The organism is Roseateles chitinivorans, assembly GCF_050632235.1.
GTDB classification, from domain to species: Bacteria; Pseudomonadota; Gammaproteobacteria; order Burkholderiales; family Burkholderiaceae_C; genus Roseateles; species Roseateles chitinivorans_A.
Window position 1 is genome coordinate 4,496,082 of record NZ_CP192584.1, and the last position, 16,821, is coordinate 4,512,902.

Genomic DNA, 16,821 nt, shown 5'->3' on the forward strand with positions numbered 1-16,821 from the left:
TCCAGGCACTGAACGCGGGCGTAGAAACCGATTCGATGCTGGAGGAAGCACCTGCGAGTGACTTCTTACCGGAGGGGTCAGGTCTTGTTGCAGCGCAACCCGTCAGCGGCGAGGGCAGCGATCCCGCTCGACTATGCTGCCCTCCCATCCCGTCGCCCATCCGCCGTTCGCGGTCAAGGAATGTCCTCCAACACGCTGACCTTCACCTGCATCGGCAACGATGCTTCCGCACTCGCCGCGTTGCATCAACGCCTGACCGCAGCCATCGGCACCGAAGCCGAGCAGTGGCCGGAGCCGCTCCGGAGTGCATTCGACGATTGGGAACGGCCTTACGTCACAAGCGCCTCGCTGCACGGTCAGACACTGCGCTTCGTGATCGACAGCTCGTCGGGCGACGAGCTGGAGAAGTCGCATTTCCAGGCCTTGCACGCCGCCGGCGCGGAGCACATCCGCGTGCGCACCTTCTACAGCCAGGTCGGTGAAACGAAGACGATCCACATCCACGGCGGCAAGCGCATCGCCGCCAAGCTCTTCCCGCAGCCGCCCCTGACCGAAGGCGAGCGACTCTACGAACTGGTGCTGGAAGGCAAGGACACCGCCCTCGCCAAGGAGATCAAGGCCGGCGCCTCGCCGGACGCGATCGTCGACGGCAAGCCGCTGCTCGTTCACGTCGCCCGGGCCTCCCTGGAGAAGTCATTCCGTGCGCTCCTGGATGCACAGGCGGCACTCGCCCCCTGCCTGCCCTGGGTGCAAGAAGTGGCCGCCGCGATCCAGAGCTACGGCGGTGGGGAGAACGAGACCTTCCTGCACACGCTGATCAGCGCGCCGGGCGCGGACGCCGCTGCGCTGTGGCGCTCGAACGAGCTGATGCGCGTCCTCAGCAGATTCCCCAGGCAGCTGGCGTGGCTCCTCGCACAGGACGGCGTGGACGTGAACGCCATGCTGATCTCCGACGAGGTCCCCCCTCAGGAAATGGGCAGCCTGCTGTTCAACAGCGTCGAGCTCTTCGAGGACAGCGCGGAGACGCTGGACGTGCTCGCTGCCCACGGCGCGCGCTCCATTCGGCCGACGACCATGCCTGACCAGCGGCGCATCGATCGCCTGTACTGGCGCTGCCGCGACGCCGAGACCATTCCTCAGATGGCCGCCGCCGGCGTGAACTTGGACACGCCGGTATGGAACGACTTCCCGCTGCTGCGCAATCTGATGCGCAGGCCCTGCGCGGGCCTGCGACCGCTGACGATGGCCAACGCCCTGCTGGATGCGGGCGCCTCCGCCGACTTCTGGATGAAGCCCGACGACTTCCGGCATGAGGTGCTGAGCAACCTCTTCACGGCGAAGGACCGGGTGTCGTCCCAGAGTTTCCCGACGGAGGAGGACCCGCCGTTCGACGTGACCCGGGACGGCGCGCTGATCGTCGACTTCATGCGCGGACTGCTCGAGCGCGGGTTGGATGCCAACATGGAGGTGACGTTGACGTTGACGGTGATGGTGCTGAGCCGGCGGCTTGAGCAGGACATCCGGTACCCGCGCATCCGCTATCGCGGCCCGCTGCTGGGCGCCATCGCCTGCCTGCTGTGCGGTCGGGGCAGCGACATGCGGCCGCTCTGCCTCCCGCTGGTCGAGCTTCTGATGCAGCATGGCGCCTCTCCTCAGGCAGACGCCGTGGCGGTGACCGGCCCATGGCAAGGCGGGTTCTCGGACGTCTACCTCCACGGGCAATGGCCGGGCCACACGTGGCACTTCGCCTCCGAGGGCTCCGTGCTGGAACGCCTGCGGCAACGGCAGGCCGATGAGCCCGACGATGTGGATGCACAGGTGATCGCGGCGCTCGAACAGACCTGACACCGATCCCGGAACCTTGCGGCAGATTCCGCATCCTTCGGGCGAATCCAACCGGCCCCATCGACACCGCACTCGACAATTGCCGTCCAACAAGACGACAGGGAGTGGCTCATGATGGATTGGATCCGCTGGCAGTTCGGCCAGCCGACTGTGGCGGACGTCATTCAGCGCGTGGTCAAGCGCCTGGACGGCGCTGGCGCCACCGATGTGACGTCCAAGGAGGACCCGCCGGAGGTCCGCTTCTCGCTCAACGACGTCCAGATGCACTCGAATCTCGTGCACCTGATGAAGGACCTGCTCCGCGCCAAGGGCAGCCGCGCGCGCGACGCCGAGTTCAACCGGTACGTGGAAGGCGTCGTCCTCCGGCCGATCTCGGATGTGCTCCCCGAGGACGCCGAGGACTACGCCGGCATCCAGTCACGCCTGCTCCCGCTGCTGCGCACACGCGCCGACATGGGCAAGAACGCGCTCAATGCCGCCGCCTCGCTGTCCCTGGATCAGGAAGCGCTGTCGCGCGAGGCGAACGCCACGCCGTGGCGTGCGGTGTCGGGCGACTACGTCGCGATGCTCGGCCTGGACACGCCGCAGAGCACCGCCCGCGTCGTGCAAGCCATGCTCGACCGATGGGGCGTGAGCTTCGAGACCGCGTTCGACGATGCGTTGCGCAACCTGCGCGGCATGTCGCCGGACAGCGCCTGGCGGCAGATCGCGCCCGGCCTGTGGCAAGGTGCCTGGAACGACTCGTACGAACCCTCGCGGCTGCTGCTGCCGGACGTGATCTACCGCTCCGGCGTGGCCCATCCCGTCACGATGGTGCCCTTGCGGCACGTGCTGCTGGTCGCGGACGCGAACGACATCGCCGGACTCGCGCTGATGGCTTCGGCGTGCAAGCAGCTGAGACAGGAGCAGTCGCGCTGGCTGTCGTGCCGCCCGCTGCAGCTCGTCGATCGCGAATGGCAGCCCTTCGAGGCGCCGGAGGCGCTGCGCCAGATGTACCAGGAGCTCATCGCCGTCGAGGACTCCGAGGACTACGCCGCGCAGAAGAACCTGATGGAGCAGCGCAACGCGCAGGATCCGTCGGCGCCCTTCGTGGGGACCGCGCAACTGGTGCAGTTCAAGGACAGCGAACGCGTCCTGAGCTATTCGGTGTGGTCGGACGGCGTGGACACGCTGCTCCCGCACACGGACCTGCTGGCCTTCGCCTCGCTGGACAGGCCGGACGACACCGTGGTCGTGGCGTGGGCGGATGCGGTGCGCATCGCCGGGCATCACATGCAGGCCGTCGACGACCTGTTCCCGCGGCGCATGCGCGTCACCGTCTTCCCGACCGAGGACGAGCAGGCGCAGTTGCGGGCGGTGAAGGTGTTCTGAGTTCGAGAGTTCGGGGCCGTCGCAGCTTGCGAAGGATTGTCCGGGGACGCTCGCCCTCCCTGTACGCATCGCGTCCGGCCCGCCTTGCGGACAGCGGGATACTGCGCCCATGGCCGACGACACCCCACCCCAGCGGCCGCCGTCCGCGCCTCATGGCGAGACCGGCGGTCGTGACGCCGATTCAACCGCCCACTTCGACCCCGACTTCCTCTCCGCCGTCCGCGACGACCTGGCCGACTGGCGCCAATGGCTCGCACGCACCGTCGTGCTCGCCTTCGCCGTGGCCGCGGGCCTGGCGGTCGTGCTCTTCACCTGGGTCAGCGACCAGGCGATCGAGGGGTTCTCTGCCATGCGCGCCTGGTCGCCCTGGGCACCGCTGGTATGGACCCCGGTCTGCACCGCTTTCCTGGTGTGGGTGACACGCCGCTTCATCCCGGGAGCCGCCGGCTCCGGCATCCCCCAGGTCATGGCCGCCCTGTCCCCGAAAGTCGGCCCCGGACAGCAGGGACTGTTCGTCTCACTGAAGCTCAGCATCGCCAAGCTGTTCCTGGTGTCGGGCGGGCTGCTGGGCGGCCTCGCCATCGGGCGCGAGGGACCGTCGGTGCAGATCGCCGCCGGCGTCATGCAGCACGCCCAGCGCTGGCTGCCGCGGCGATCGCCGCTCAATCATGACGGACTGCTGGTCGCCGGCGGCGCCGCCGGCATCGCGGCGGCCTTCAACGCGCCACTGGCGGGCGTGATGTTCGCCATCGAGGAACTCACCCGCAAGATCGAGCAACGCAGCAGCGGCCTCATCATCGCCGCCATCGTGCTGGCCGGCTTGATGGCGGTCTCCGTCTTCGGCAACGCCAGCTACTTCGGCCGGCTGCGCGTCGACCATCTGACCTGGTCCCACCTGCTGCCAGGCCTGCTGACGGCCATCGGCTGCGGCCTGGCCGGCGGCGTGTTCTCCCGGCTGCTCCAGCGCAGCCTGCTCGGCGGGAACGACCGCTTCAGCCGGTGGCGCGCCCGCTTTCCCGTGCGCTTCGCCTTCGCCTGCGGCCTGGCCATCGCCGTCCTCGGACTGGTCAGCCATGGCGCCACCGACGGCAGCGGCTACGACTACACCCGCGGACTCGTCGAGGGCCATCTCGACCTGCCGCTCCTCTACGTCACGCTGCGCATCGTCGCGACCTGGCTCGCCGTCTGGTCGGGCGTTCCCGGCGGCATCTTCGCGCCATCGCTGGCCATCGGTGCCGGTATCGGCAGCGACATCGCGCAGCTGACCCACACCACCGAGGGCGCCGCGGCGATGATCGCCATCGGCATGACGGCCTTCCTCGCGGCGGTGACGCAGGCGCCGGTGACGGCGTTCATCATCGTGATGGAGATGGTGGATGGCCATTCGATGGTCCTGAGCCTGATGGCGGCCGCGCTGCTGGCGAGCCTCGTGTCGCGATGGATCAGCGTGCCGATCTATCACCGGCTGGCGCAGGCGCAGCTCGCGCGGCTGCCGGATCCAGCGGAAGGGGCTGCGCCGGCGGCGACGGCACCGCCTCCCGCGTAGCGCAATTGCCGGCGCCTTTCATGCGAGACCTCATGCCGTGATCGCTCGCTGCCCGCCCATACACTTCGAGTCCCATGCCTCTTGATCCCATCCTTCGCAACGTCGCCTCTGAACTGCAGACCGAGCGCCTGCTGCTGCGCACGCCGCGCGCCGGTGACGGGGAGATCGTCCACGAGGCGGTCCTGGAGACGCTCGACGATCTGCGCGCGTGGCCCGCATCGCTGCCTTGGGCGATGGCGGCGCCTTCGGTGCCGGCCTCCGAGACCTATTGCAGGCAGAGCGCCGCCGAATTCATCAAACGCACCTCGCTGGTGTACCTCGCGTTCGACCGCCAGGGCTCGCTGGTCGTGAGTCTCAGCCTGCATTCGATCGACTGGATCGTGCCCAAGTTCGAACTCGGTTTCTGGTGCAGGGCCGGTCGCCAACGCCAGGGCCTGACCACCGAGGCCACGGCGGCACTGATGCGCTACGCCTTCGACTCTCTCGGCGCACGACGCGTCGAAGCGTTTCCCGATGAGGCCAATGCCGGCAGCCGCGGCGTGTGCGAAGCGATCGGCATGCAGCTGGAAGGCACCCTGCGCAACGACCGGCTCACACCCGGCGGAGAATCGCGCAGCACCTGCGTGTATGCGGCGATCGTTCCGGCACAAGGCGCCGGATCTTGATCCGAATGAAGAGAGCAAAAAGTCAAGATGCTTGGACATCCCCCCGACTCTGAAGCGGCCCTCGCCGAACTGGTTCGCTACTGCGAGGACTTCGCCAAGCAGATGCTTGCCAAGCAGGGCGCGTTCTATCCGTTCGCCGCGATCATCAATCAGGACGGAAAGATGGAAGCCGTCGGCGTCCACAACGGCGAGGAGCGGCCCCAAGCCCAAGAGCTCTACCGACTCCTCTTCGACTCCCTGAACGCCATGGCCTCCAACGGCAGAGCCAAGGCCTCCGCGATCGCCGCGGACGTCAACGTCCCGGCGAATCTTTCGGCCCCATTCCCCGATGCCATCCGCGTTCACGTGCGAGCGCTGGGATACTCCAGACAGGTTTACACGCCGTATCGGCGATACGCCCATCGGTCGATCCGGACGCTCTTCAGGGTGGTGCAGTCCGTTGAATACGCAGCGCCGATCGGCGTCGATCTCGATGAAACGGACTGACGACGTCTCGCAGCCGCCCGCCGATGGCGGGCTTCTCCGGCTTGGCTAAAGCCCACTGCCCATGCGCTTGACCATCGAGGCGATGGCCCGCTCATCGCGCCGGTAGTACGACCACCGGCCCGACCGCTTGACGATGACCAGGCCGACGCTCGCCAGATCGGCGAGGTACTTCGAGGTCGTCGAGAACGCCAGCCCCTGCCCCGCCTGGATCGACGACACGCAGACGCCGTCGACCAGCGGGTCGCCCTCGTCCTGGGGAGGGAAGCTGCCGGGCGTCTTGAGCTTGCGCAGGATCTCCAGACGCTGCGCGTTGGCCAGCACCTCCAGCACGCGGAGCAACGGCACTTCTTCGGACATAGGCTGAATCAAGCAATCGACCGGGCAGTGTAAGTGGGCCCGCGCCGCGAATAGCAGCCCACATCCGGCCACGCAAGACCTGCCCCATCACCATCGACGGCAGGAGGGTCACGGACTGCCCCTCAACATTTCGATAATTTGCGATATGACAATGCAAGGGTTCCGCACAGATCCGCGGAACGACGGCCAACCCAACCTTGCGAGTCCCCATGAAAGCCATCGTCCTGACCGCCTTCGGCGGTGTCGATCACCTGCAACTGCAGGACATCCCCGTGCCGGCCGTCGATGCCGGTGAACTGCTGGTGCGCGTCGTCGCCACGTCCATCAATCCGCTGGACTATCAGATCCGCCGCGGCGACTACCCGGCCTACGTGCCCCTGCCGGCCGTCATCGGGCACGACGTGTCCGGCGTCGTCGAGCGCGTCGGCGCCGGCGTGCACGACTTCAAGCCTGGCGACGAGGTCTTCTACACGCCGAAGATCTTCGGACCCAAGGGCGGCAGCTATGCCGAGTTCAACGTCGTCCCGCAGGAGCTGGTGACACACAAGCCGCGCAACCTGACGCACGCCGAGGCTGCATCCATGACGCTGGTCGGGGGCACCGCCTGGGAAGCGCTCGTCTCTCGGGCGCGCCTGCAGCCTGCGGAGACCGTCCTGGTCCACGGCGGCGCGGGCGGCGTCGGGTCCATCGCCCTCCAGCTGGCCAAGGCGATGGGCGCCCGGGTGCTGACCACCTGCAGCGCCTCGCAGTTCGAGTTCGTCCGCTCGCTCGGCGCGGATGAGGCGATCGACTACGAGGCGGGCGACTACGTCGACCACGTACGCGAGTTGACGGGCGCCCGCGGCGCGAACGTCGTCCTGGACACCATCGGCGGCAACACGCTCGAGCGCTCGCCGCACGTGCTGGCGGACGGAGGACGCGTCGTGTCGATCGTCGACATCGCGACGCCGCAGAACCTGGTGGCCGCCTGGGGCGTGAACGCGGAGTACCACTTCGTCTTCACGGGGCAGAACCGCGGCAAGCTGCTCGCGCTGAAGGAACTGCTGGAGCGCGGACGCATCCGGCCGGTCATCGGGGCCACCTTCCCGCTGGCGGAGATCGGCGCGGCACACACGGCGCTTGAGCAGCGGCGGGTCGGCGATCAGCCGCTGCGCGGCAAGGTGGTCATCGAGGTGGGTTGACGATCATTGCCGGCGCGGCGCGCCTCTATGATCCACGCCGCCCATCGCCCAACTGCCCGAAGCTCATGCGCATCGAACTTCTGCCCGCATACGCCGACACCATGTGTCGCTTGATCGGCGGGGGCGGCGCATGACCGAAAGCATCGAACGGCCACTCGTCACGACCCTCAGGGACCGGCTCACGGCACCTGCCCCTTCGCATCCCGGCTTCGTCGGCGCCCCGGTCGACATCGCCGATCTGCAACCGCTGGAACTGGGCGAGTTGTGGGCCGAGATCCAGCGCGCCGCGAGCGACCCCGATGGGCCTCGGTCAGCGAAGGATGCGGCCTTGTCCATCCTCGTCCAGGTGCGGGACACCGGTCTCGTGCCGGCCCTGAGCGAACGCGCCGCGCTGGCCGCGTTGAAGGACGTGCAGCCCCGTCAATGGAATCCGGCGCTTGAGCTCCTCGCGCTGCTCACCCAGGTGCCCTCGCCGGCCCTGGCCGCCGAGGCCGACCGTGTGCTTGGCGATCTCGGCGAAGCAAACGTGACCGAGCGCCACGACATCCATGGCGGCCTCGCACTGGCCCTCATCGCCGGCCGCCCGTCGTTCGATCGGCTGCGCGAGGCGTTGTCGCCGCGGGCATCGCGCTCGCCGTACTGGCGCAGCGAACTGGACGTGCTGCCCGATCTCGGCCTGGATGCCTGGCTGGCGATGGCCGGCGGGGGGCCAAGCGCGCAGTTCTTCGAATCGCAGTTGCCGGCCGAGCCCACACCGGCGCTCGCCGCCGAGCCCGCCTTCGTGCTTCACGCGGAGCAGGTGCTGAAACGCGCGGCGGACCGGGTGGGCGCCATCCACCGCGGTGACATCCCCTACCAGGCGGACGGCGCCTTCACCCCCGACGACGCCCAGGCGATCGGTCGCGCCCTGCGCGTCGCGGCCCTGCGGGACGAGCCGTGGCTGGGACCGTTGATCCGGCAGTTGCTCCCCGAAGTGTGCGTGGCCCCCACCGCGGCCAAGACCCTGCCCTCACAGGCGGTCGCCATCGCGCTCGGCCATGCCATCGAAGCGGTGCCCACGCCCGAGGCTGTCGAGGCGCTCAAGGCGGCGCTCGCCGTCGTGCGTCACGCGGGCGTCGCCAAGAAGCTCGCCCGCCACTTGAAGCCGGCCGAACGCGGACTCGCAGAGCGCCCGGAGGTGGCGCTCCGCCTGACCTCGGGGCCGAAGGACAAGCAGCGGTCGGCCATGCTCGTGACCAGTGTCGAGGCTGGGCTTTGGCAGGGGCTGGACCTGCCCGTCGCCGTGTGGCGCGAGCGCCTGGCCGACGCGCCCGGTGGACGCGATCTGGCGCGCTCGCTCATCTGGGTGGCCACGCGGCCCGACGGCGCGGCGTCCGCCTTCATGCTGACCGGTCGCGACGGCGTGCCCGCCGATGTCGACGGGCAGCCGGTCACGCTGCACGACGACGTTCGCGTGTCGCTTTGGCACCCGGTCACCGCGACGGTCGACGAGCGTCACCGCTGGCAGGCCGCCGTGGTCGCCCGTCGCCTGCGCCAGCCCTTCCGACAGGCGTTCCGCGAGCATTACGTGCCGCCGATCGACCGGGCCGATGGCGATGGCGATGGCGCGACCACGTCGATGTTCAAAGGCCATGTGCTGTCGGTGCGGCCGCTGCTCGGGCTGGCGCGCAAGGAGGGGTGGCGCATTGCACGCGATCAAGGCCTGGTCCGCGATTTCGGCGCAGTGCGAGTGACCTTTGCAGTGATCGGGCGGCTGTATCCGGGCGCCGACGGCAACGCGGACAGCGGCGCTGTGATGTTCGAGCGCCGCGACGGCCTTCGGTGGCGGACCTGCACACCGGCGTCGGTCGAGCCGACCGTGTTTTCTGAAGCCTGCCGAGCGGTCGACCTGCTCGTGAGCACCGCCGGTTTCGCGCTGGACGACGGGGCGTCGGACCTGCCACTGACCGTCGACGATCTGGACGCTTCGCGCCGCCACGGAGCGCCGCACCCGCAAGTCGCCCGCTGGCGCCGCCTCCAAGCGCTGTCGGCGCATTCGCTCGGTGAAATGGCCCGCGCGCGGCGCGACACGCTCTCGCACGTGTTCGCCGACGCGATCGCCGACGGACGTGTGGCGATGACCGCGCGGCACCTGCAGGTGGGCGAGCACGCGGTGCACCTCGCCACCGCCCGCGTCACGCTGCGCGGCGAACCCGTCGAGCTCGGCATCCCGCCCGCGCCGGCGGGACGCCGCCTCGCCGCGGTGCCCTGGCTGCCCTACGACGAAGTGCTGCTCCAGCGCATCGCCGAGACGGCGGGGCATCTGCTGGCAGCGCGCGACGCTTGACGTCCCGGGGCCCGCATCCGGTCAACCGCCCGCTTCCTCCTGCCGACGGCCATCGAACGCCGCCCGCGCCTGCGCGATCGTGTCGAGATTGGCGAACGCCCATTGCCCGAGTTCCTCGACGGGGATGCGCAGCGAGTGGCCCACGCGGGTGAGCTCGTAGTCCACACGGGGCGGGATCGTCGGATAGACCGTGCGCGTCACGAGTCCGTCGCGTTCGAGATTCCTCAGCGTCAGCGTCAGCATGCGCTGCGACACCCCGCCGATCTCGCGCTTGAGTTCGCTGAAGCGCCGGGGACCCTTGGCCAGCAGCATGACCGTCAGGATGGTCCACTTGTCGCCGATGCGCGAGAGAACGGCGTTGATGGACTCGCACTGACCCGCCCGAGGCCGCTCCTCCGGGACGGTCACTTCCTTGTGCCTGGGTGTCAACGTTGTGCCTCCTTGCGTCGAAAAGTCCGGTACCAATAATAGCCCTGGTCACTTTTAGGAACCGGACTGACCATGAACATCCTCCACCTGGACTCCAGCATCCTCGGCGCCCATTCCGTCAGCCGTGCGCTGTCCGCCGACATCGTCGCGAAACTCAAGACGGCCACGCCCGAGGCAACCGTGGTCTACCGCGACCTCGCGGCCGATCCGATCGCCCATCTCTCCGGCGCCTACCTGGCGGCGACCGCCAAGCCTGACGACGCGCACGGCGCCGCGCTGCAGGCCGATCTGGCGACCGGCGCCGAGACCTTGAAGGAGCTCTTCGCCGCCGACGTCCTCGTCATCGGCCTGGGCTTCTACAACTTCACCATTCCCAGCCAGCTCAAGGCCTGGCTGGATCGGATCCTCGTGGCGGGAAAGACCTTCCGCTACGACGCGAACGGCCAGGTGGAAGGCCTGGCCGGCGGGAAGCGAGCGATCCTCGCCATCGCCCGCGGCGCCGTCTACGCGGAAGGTTCGCCGTACGCCCCGTTCGAACATGCGGAGACCTATCTGCGTTCGACGCTGGGTTTCATCGGCATCCGCGACATCGAGGTGATCGCCGCCGACGGGATCGCCTACGGACCCGACCAGCGCGCGGCCGCGATCGCCGGCGCCCAGGACAGGATCGCGACGCTCGCGGCCTGAGCAGGCCATCGCAGGGGATGATGGGCAGCGGCTGCCCCGGGCAATGATGCGACGATGTCGAGAACCGCCCGCCCCGATCGTCGTCAGGGTGGCATCCCTCCCAAACCACCTCGAGGACTCCCCATGAAACCCCTGCTGCTCGCCCCCGCCCTTCTCGCCTTCGCCGTCGCGGCCCAGGCCGCGCCCACGACCTACGACATCGAGCCGACCCACACCTACCCCAGCTTCGAGGCCGACCACATGGGCCTGTCGAACTGGCGCGGCAAGCTCAACAAGAGCGCCGGCACCATCGTCTACGACAAGGCGACCGGCGCGGGCAGCGTCGACGTGAAGATGGACCTGGCCAGCATCGACTTCGGCCTGGACGCGATGAACGCCTGGGCGACCGGCGAGAAGTTCTTCAACGTCGAGAAGAACCCGAGCGCGACCTTCAAGGGCCGCTTCGACGGCGCCAAGGGCGGCGTGCCGACCCAGGTGGTGGGCGAACTCACGCTCAACGGCAAGACCTGGCCCCTGACGCTGACGGTGAACCAGCTCAAGTGCGTGCCGCATCCGATGCTCAAGCGCGAACTGTGCGGCGCGGACGCCTCCGGCAGCTTCAACCGGGGCGAGTTCGGCCTGGATGCGGGCAAGGACTACGGGTTCAAGATGGACGTGAACCTGCGCATCCAGGTGGAAGCGATCGCCAAGGAGTGACCTCCTGGAGGACCGCCCCCGGCCTCGTCAGCGACAGCCCCCGCTGATCCGCATGCGACGTCGGGGAACGTCCGGGGGCCTGCGGCAGGACGGAAGCCGGAATGCGACCGGGCGCGGCCAGGCGCCGCGCTGTTAACCTTCGTGCCCCGTCGAAGGCTTCCTCATGTTGCGCATCTCCCCCGTCAAACTCATCGCCGGCATCGCGGCCGTCGTCCTGGCCGTGGGCGGCCTGTTCTTCGCCTCCGAGGCCCGCCAGGGCGTGGTGAACATGTTCTCCGTCATCCGCCTGAGTTCCCCGAAGCCGGCGCAGGCGCCCCGGCAGACCGAGGTCAGCGCGACGCCGTCCGGCGTCAAGGTCATCCCGATCGGCGTGGCTCCGCAGGCCCGGCCGGCCAGCGCGGCCAGTGCCGGAAAACCCGGCGGCGGTTGAACCGTCCCGCCATGCGGCTGCCCCGCGGTTTCGACAACGCGTTGATGATGCCGCCCGCTCAGCGCGGGGTTGTCGACGGCGCCTTGCTCGCGTCGCTGCGCGCGTGGTGCGAGGGTTCGGACGTCGACGCGCCGAACAAGCCGTTGCGCGTTGCGAGCATCGCGCCGCACGACGGCCTGGACGGCGTGGCCTGCGCGCTCGACGGCAGCCATGCCCTCGCGCGTCTGGGCCGCTGGAGAGGCCTGTCGTGGCGTCTGCAGATCCTGTGGCGCGAGTGCGTGACGATGCGAGGCCCGTCAGCGCGCGACCCGTGGGATTGCGGCTGGTGGCGCCCGGGATCGCTGGGGCCCGCGGAGGCCTTCCGACCGCGCCGGGCCACGCTGTTGATGGTGCGCGAGTGTGACGCCGCCGCCGCGGCGGCGCTGCTGGCCGCGTTGCATGCAAACAGTCCGGCATTCACGCAACCGGTGCGCGTGGTGGTGGTGTCTGCATCGGCTATTGCGGGCATCGAGCGTCGCTAGTTCCACGCCCCTGGCTCCGTCAATTCGCAAGACTTCCACGACCCGCCGTTGGAGGCGGCGTCGGAAATCCTGAATCGACATCTCAGCATCGGGCCGATGGCGCGCTCCCGCGCTCGTCCCGATAGTGAGACGGTACGAATCGACGATCTGCCGCACCCAGGGACGTTCCGATGAAAGACCGCAGGACCGATGCCTCGACCGCTCAACGCCGGCCGGCCGCAGTGACGGACCACCCACTGACGCGGGTGACCGCCCAGGCGCCCGACGTGCGGCGGCATGCGTCGTTGCAGACGGCCATCGATCACTCGCCGCGCATGCTGGCCCAGAGACGACTCCTGTCAGCCGCGATCAACGGTTCAACCGCGCCGCAGTCGCCTGCCGGCACGGTGCTGCAGCGGGCCATCTCGCTGGCTGCGCTCACAGAGAAACTGGCCGAGGTGAAGTCCCAGAGGGGGGCAGCTATCACGGCACGCTGGATGCCGACACCACGCCGGACCAGGCCAATGCCGTGGGTGATGAATGGGTCGAGGCGTCACCCGTTGCCTCGTATTACGGCGCATCGGCCTGGGACTCCAAGGTATCCGCCAGCGGGGAACGTCAATACCGCCCACCGATGAAGAAGATGTCCGGCCAGGCGAGTGGATCCGCGCAGGCCAACTACGAAGCCAAGGTGGGCGCCGAAGGCGGGTACAACTTCAACGCGCATGTCACCATCACCGGGCTCGACGAGCATGAGGGCTGGAAGAACAAGGCAAGCTACAAAGCACCGACGAAACCGAGTGTCGACACGCCCGATGACGACGGCTCGGGCGACGACGACGTGGGTTTTAGCATGTTCGACCAGGAGACCTCATGACGCTGCAAGCGCAACTGAAACGGCTGCACAGCCCCGATCTTCCCGATCTGCAAAACGGCCATCCCCCTGATCCCGGCAACTTCCGGATCCTGGTCCAGGCGCTGGTCGGCGTGGCCGGGCAGGAGGCCGCGGACAGCTTCGATTTCATGGTCTGCACGCCCGCATGGCTGGCGGCCCGCGTGACCGAACCGCTGCCGGCGCGGGGTTATCTGATCGTGACGCGTTACGACTATGCCCAGATCCATGCAGCCATCGCGAGGCTGTGCGATGGCGCGACCGGCCCGGACTGGCCGGCGGTCGCGGCGCGGCTCAACCTCGACGGGCGGTGGGAGTATGACGAAGACCGTTGAGTTCCGCGCGCCGTTGCCACATTCGGATGATCGCCGTGCCGCGCCACGGGTCGAGTCGGCCGGTGCGCTGCAACGCTGGGTGGACGACAGTCCTCGCCTGACGGCCCAACGGCGGCAGATCGCCGCGGCATTCGGCACCGCGGCGGGTCCCGCCGCCGTGGCCCAGTTGAAACCTCCCAGCGATCCGCATGTCTTCACCTATGAGGACAGCGATGGCCTGGTCTGGTCGCGAGACAGCGACAATCGGTGGTACCGGCCGGGCAGCTCGCCGGAGGAAAAGGTCTACTGGGTCGAGCCGACGGTGTTGCCTGCCGAGGCCGACTCGAGCTCCGGCTCGGGCGACGGTTTCCGGCAGACCTGGACGGTGGGCTCGATCTCATTCATCTTCTCGTCCGGTCACGGGTACCGCGTCAACCACCACAAGCCCAACGTGGCGCCGAGCAAGGACATCACCCAGCTCGGTTCGATGAACGAGATCGAGCTGGCCATCCTGCGCCATATCCATGGCGCAGGCGGCATTCCTGCGGTCGGCGAGAACGGCACGCGGGCCATCACCGTCGCCGGCGAGGCGGTGGAATACCGGTTCTCACGCTTCGACGAGGGCAAGATGGGCATCGGCACCTACTACCGGCCTGATTAGGATGACACGTGATGACGACAAGTGATTCGATTCTCGACCTGGGGCGCCGGCTGATAGCGTCGCGCGACGCGGACGATTCCGCGCGATGGCTGCAGGCGCTTGCGCAAGGCCAGGCGGGCGATGCGGCGTCCATCGTCGCGGTGCTCGACGAAGACGCAACCGACGACCTTCCGATCGCCGACAAGACCGCGGCCTTCGAGCGCCTGCTTCAACTGGAAGCCGCCACGCCGACGCTGCTTCGACGATTCGCGCAGCACCTGTGGCTCCACGGGCCAGGCGACGACGACCGTGTCGCCCAGTTGCGAGCGCAAGCGGACGCGATGGATGGCAAGCCGGCGGCCTGAATTTCTCAGCGCGGAACGCGGGAAAGAAGGTGTCCTCCGGGGTCAGGGCTTGTCCGTCAGACCCGTCCGAGACTTTGCCGCGCCGACGTCGTCCGCATCCCGTCGAAGCGACTCGACATACGCCCCCGGCGTCTCCCCGACCAGGCGCCGGAAGTCCCGGATGAAGTGCGCCTGGTCGAAGTAACCCAGGCGCTGGGCCAGATCGGCATCGGGCCCGGCCTCGCCGCTCTGCAGCAGTGCGACCGCCTCGTGCAGGCGGTACCGCGCGATCACCCATTTGGGACTCGCGCCGACGTAGTGGTGGAAGTCGCGCTGCAGGCGACGCAACGACTCGCCGGTGGCCCGGCACACCTGGTCGACCGTGGTGATCGCCGGATCGGCGCCGATGGCGCGGACGATCTCCGCCAGACGCTCCGCGCGGACGTCCACGGCCGGAGGCAATTTCGGGCGAAGCAACGCCTCCATGCGCTCCCATCCCGCCTCGGGCGTCCCGGCCATCGGCGGCTCGATCAGCCGCTGCACCTCATCGCCCAGCACCTGTCGCGCATCGATCTGCCGGTCCGCCAGGTCCGCCACCGGCGATGCATGGAACGCAGGGAACGCCGCCACCCGGAACTTCACGCCGTGGACGTGTCCGCATCCCGCCAGCGTCCTGGTGAACCGCGCCCGTTGAACGCCACAGACCTGCGCCTCGTCGCCTTCGACCACCAGATGGACATTCGGATGCGGCAGCGTCGCCTGCGACCGCGGGGCTTGCCCGCGAAGGTCCCAGGCCACGAACCAATGGTGCTCGATCCAAGGCGCCAGGTCAGGCGACGGGGGACGCCGTTCATGGACGAAATGCCCCGGTGCCAGCCCGGGGTGGAGAATGCCTCGAGCGGCGCCGAGTCCGTGTTCCGTCATGCCGTGTCGCTGTCGCGTTTTTCCTATCGTCCGGGGCGTGGGTCCGGTGCAATGAGCGCGACCTCCCACATCCTCCGACACCCATGCGAGCTTTCGCGACCAGTATCGCCGTGATCATGACCGCCGCTTCCGTGGCAGCGGCCACGCCTCCCGGCGCCTTGCGACCCTCTCCAGCAACGAGGCCATCGATGACCCAGACCCACACCCTCCGCGGCACCTTCGACGTGCAGCTGTCCCCCTTCCCCCGGCGCCCGACGAGGCGGAGGCGAACCTCGGCCACCTGCTCCTGCGCAAGCAGTTCCACGGCGAGCTCGACGCGACCGGCCTCGGCCACATGATGGCCTTCCGCAGCGCGGAGCCGAGCTCGGCGGGCTACGTCGCGATGGAGCGCGTCGAGGGACGCGTGGCGGGTCGCAGCGGCTCGTTCGTGCTGATGCATTTCGGCGAGATGAACCGGGGCACGCCCAAGCTGATCGTGCAGGTCGTGCCCGACTCCGGCACCGGCGAACTGGCCGGCCTGAGCGGCACCCTCGGCATCGACGTGCGGGACGGCAAGCACTTCTACGAGTTCAGCTACAGCCTACCGGCGGAGTAAGGCTCGCCACGAGCGGGACCTCGGCCGCAACGGCATCAGGACACGGCAGCGCCGTGGCGTCCGGCATTTGCATAAGCGGCAATGCATCAGTAGCATGCGCCCGCATGAAACGAACTCTGGGCACGCAACTGCGCCACCTGATCGAGCTGCTGGACAGCGCGGTCGAACGCTCCTATGAGCACGTGGATGCCAGCTACCGCCCGCGCTACACGCCGGTGATGCGCGTGCTCATGCGGGAGAACTCCTCCACCATCAGCGAGATCGCCCAGGCCGCAGGCATCAGCCAGCCGGCGGTGACGCAGACCGTGAGCCGCATGATGGAGGCTGACCTCGTGTCGGTGAGCCCTTCAGAAACGGACGCCCGGCAGCGCATCGTGCAGTTGACGAAGAAGGGCAAACGCCTCGCACCCAGGCTGGCGCAGTGCTGGGAAGCGACCGCGCTCGCGGCAAAGAGCCTGGAGGACGACATGCAAACGCCCCTCGGCGCCGTCCTGGAAGACGCCATCCAGGCGCTCGAGAAGCGCTCTTACGATGAGCGGATCGCGGCAGCGCGAGAGACCCTGGGCGGGACTTGAATGAATGCGCCGCGACTC

At 68.6% G+C, this 16,821-nt stretch carries 20 protein-coding genes; 17 read left to right on the forward strand and 3 right to left on the reverse strand.

Going from position 1 to position 16,821, the window contains the following annotated elements; all coding sequences use genetic code 11:
* The first annotated feature begins 180 nt into the window (after window positions 1-180).
* The 5 genes from ACQ859_RS20405 (at window position 181) to ACQ859_RS20425 (ending at window position 5,913) form a co-directional block, all read left to right on the forward strand.
* The gene (locus tag ACQ859_RS20405) at window positions 181-1,845 is read left to right on the forward strand and encodes a hypothetical protein (protein WP_431262488.1); all 1,665 of its coding nucleotides are present in this window, start codon (window positions 181-183) and stop codon (window positions 1,843-1,845) included.
* Window positions 1,846-1,956: 111 nt separating this feature from the next.
* Window positions 1,957-3,216: a hypothetical protein gene (locus ACQ859_RS20410; RefSeq protein WP_431262489.1), complete on the forward strand. Its 1,260-nt coding sequence runs from the start codon at window positions 1,957-1,959 to the stop codon at window positions 3,214-3,216.
* 109 nt (window positions 3,217-3,325) lie between these two features.
* Window positions 3,326-4,762, forward strand: a complete 1,437-nt coding sequence (locus ACQ859_RS20415; protein ID WP_431262490.1) for a chloride channel protein — start codon at window positions 3,326-3,328, stop codon at window positions 4,760-4,762.
* Between the two features lie 74 nt (window positions 4,763-4,836).
* On the forward strand, window positions 4,837-5,427 hold the full coding sequence (locus tag ACQ859_RS20420) for a GNAT family N-acetyltransferase (RefSeq protein WP_431262491.1): 591 nt from the start codon (window positions 4,837-4,839) through the stop codon (window positions 5,425-5,427).
* A gap of 27 nt (window positions 5,428-5,454) precedes the next feature.
* Entirely contained in the window at window positions 5,455-5,913 is a 459-nt protein-coding gene (locus tag ACQ859_RS20425) for a hypothetical protein (protein ID WP_431262492.1), read from the forward strand.
* A 45-nt stretch (window positions 5,914-5,958) separates the two neighbouring features.
* On the opposite strand, the gene ACQ859_RS20430 is transcribed toward ACQ859_RS20425, so the two are convergent.
* A complete protein-coding gene (locus ACQ859_RS20430; protein WP_431262493.1) occupies window positions 5,959-6,270 on the reverse strand; it encodes an ArsR/SmtB family transcription factor in 312 nt (103 codons plus the stop codon).
* Between the two features lie 209 nt (window positions 6,271-6,479).
* Between ACQ859_RS20430 and ACQ859_RS20435 the strand changes: the two genes are divergently transcribed.
* A complete protein-coding gene (locus ACQ859_RS20435; protein ID WP_431262494.1) occupies window positions 6,480-7,451 on the forward strand; it encodes a zinc-dependent alcohol dehydrogenase family protein in 972 nt (323 codons plus the stop codon).
* Between the two features lie 130 nt (window positions 7,452-7,581).
* Window positions 7,582-9,777: a DUF4132 domain-containing protein gene (locus ACQ859_RS20440; RefSeq protein WP_431262495.1), complete on the forward strand. Its 2,196-nt coding sequence runs from the start codon at window positions 7,582-7,584 to the stop codon at window positions 9,775-9,777.
* 21 nt (window positions 9,778-9,798) lie between these two features.
* Here ACQ859_RS20440 and ACQ859_RS20445 read toward each other — a convergent pair whose 3' ends face one another.
* A complete protein-coding gene (locus ACQ859_RS20445; RefSeq protein WP_431262496.1) occupies window positions 9,799-10,206 on the reverse strand; it encodes a winged helix-turn-helix transcriptional regulator in 408 nt (135 codons plus the stop codon).
* A 72-nt stretch (window positions 10,207-10,278) separates the two neighbouring features.
* Between ACQ859_RS20445 and ACQ859_RS20450 the strand changes: the two genes are divergently transcribed.
* From ACQ859_RS20450 to ACQ859_RS20485, 8 genes are all read left to right on the forward strand, one after another.
* Window positions 10,279-10,893, forward strand: coding sequence for an FMN-dependent NADH-azoreductase (locus ACQ859_RS20450; protein WP_431262497.1), 615 nt, complete (start codon window positions 10,279-10,281; stop codon window positions 10,891-10,893).
* Window positions 10,894-11,016: 123 nt separating this feature from the next.
* Window positions 11,017-11,589: a YceI family protein gene (locus ACQ859_RS20455; protein WP_431262498.1), complete on the forward strand. Its 573-nt coding sequence runs from the start codon at window positions 11,017-11,019 to the stop codon at window positions 11,587-11,589.
* Window positions 11,590-11,752: 163 nt separating this feature from the next.
* Window positions 11,753-12,019 (forward strand): hypothetical protein, encoded by a 267-nt coding sequence (locus ACQ859_RS20460; RefSeq protein WP_431262499.1) that lies wholly within the window; start codon window positions 11,753-11,755, stop codon window positions 12,017-12,019.
* 11 nt (window positions 12,020-12,030) lie between these two features.
* Window positions 12,031-12,540: a hypothetical protein gene (locus ACQ859_RS20465; RefSeq protein WP_431262500.1), complete on the forward strand. Its 510-nt coding sequence runs from the start codon at window positions 12,031-12,033 to the stop codon at window positions 12,538-12,540.
* Between the two features lie 613 nt (window positions 12,541-13,153).
* The gene (locus ACQ859_RS20470; RefSeq protein WP_431262501.1) at window positions 13,154-13,396 is read left to right on the forward strand and encodes a hypothetical protein; all 243 of its coding nucleotides are present in this window, start codon (window positions 13,154-13,156) and stop codon (window positions 13,394-13,396) included.
* Window positions 13,393-13,746 (forward strand): Imm8 family immunity protein, encoded by a 354-nt coding sequence (locus tag ACQ859_RS20475; RefSeq protein ID WP_431262502.1) that lies wholly within the window; start codon window positions 13,393-13,395, stop codon window positions 13,744-13,746. Before ACQ859_RS20470 ends, ACQ859_RS20475 begins: the two co-directional genes overlap by 4 nt.
* A complete protein-coding gene (locus ACQ859_RS20480) occupies window positions 13,730-14,386 on the forward strand; it encodes a hypothetical protein (RefSeq protein ID WP_431262503.1) in 657 nt (218 codons plus the stop codon). Before ACQ859_RS20475 ends, ACQ859_RS20480 begins: the two co-directional genes overlap by 17 nt.
* Before the next feature lie 11 nt (window positions 14,387-14,397).
* Window positions 14,398-14,730 (forward strand): hypothetical protein, encoded by a 333-nt coding sequence (locus ACQ859_RS20485; protein WP_431262504.1) that lies wholly within the window; start codon window positions 14,398-14,400, stop codon window positions 14,728-14,730.
* Window positions 14,731-14,772: 42 nt separating this feature from the next.
* Here the strand turns inward: ACQ859_RS20485 and ACQ859_RS20490 are convergent, their stop codons facing one another.
* Entirely contained in the window at window positions 14,773-15,633 is an 861-nt protein-coding gene (locus tag ACQ859_RS20490; RefSeq protein ID WP_431262505.1) for a DUF6597 domain-containing transcriptional factor, read from the reverse strand.
* Window positions 15,634-15,919: 286 nt separating this feature from the next.
* Between ACQ859_RS20490 and ACQ859_RS20495 the strand changes: the two genes are divergently transcribed.
* Both ACQ859_RS20495 and ACQ859_RS20500 read left to right on the forward strand, forming a co-directional pair.
* The gene (locus ACQ859_RS20495) at window positions 15,920-16,228 is read left to right on the forward strand and encodes a DUF3224 domain-containing protein (RefSeq protein ID WP_431266611.1); all 309 of its coding nucleotides are present in this window, start codon (window positions 15,920-15,922) and stop codon (window positions 16,226-16,228) included.
* 104 nt (window positions 16,229-16,332) lie between these two features.
* Window positions 16,333-16,803, forward strand: coding sequence for a MarR family winged helix-turn-helix transcriptional regulator (locus tag ACQ859_RS20500; RefSeq protein WP_431262506.1), 471 nt, complete (start codon window positions 16,333-16,335; stop codon window positions 16,801-16,803).
* Window positions 16,804-16,821: the final 18 nt, after the last annotated feature.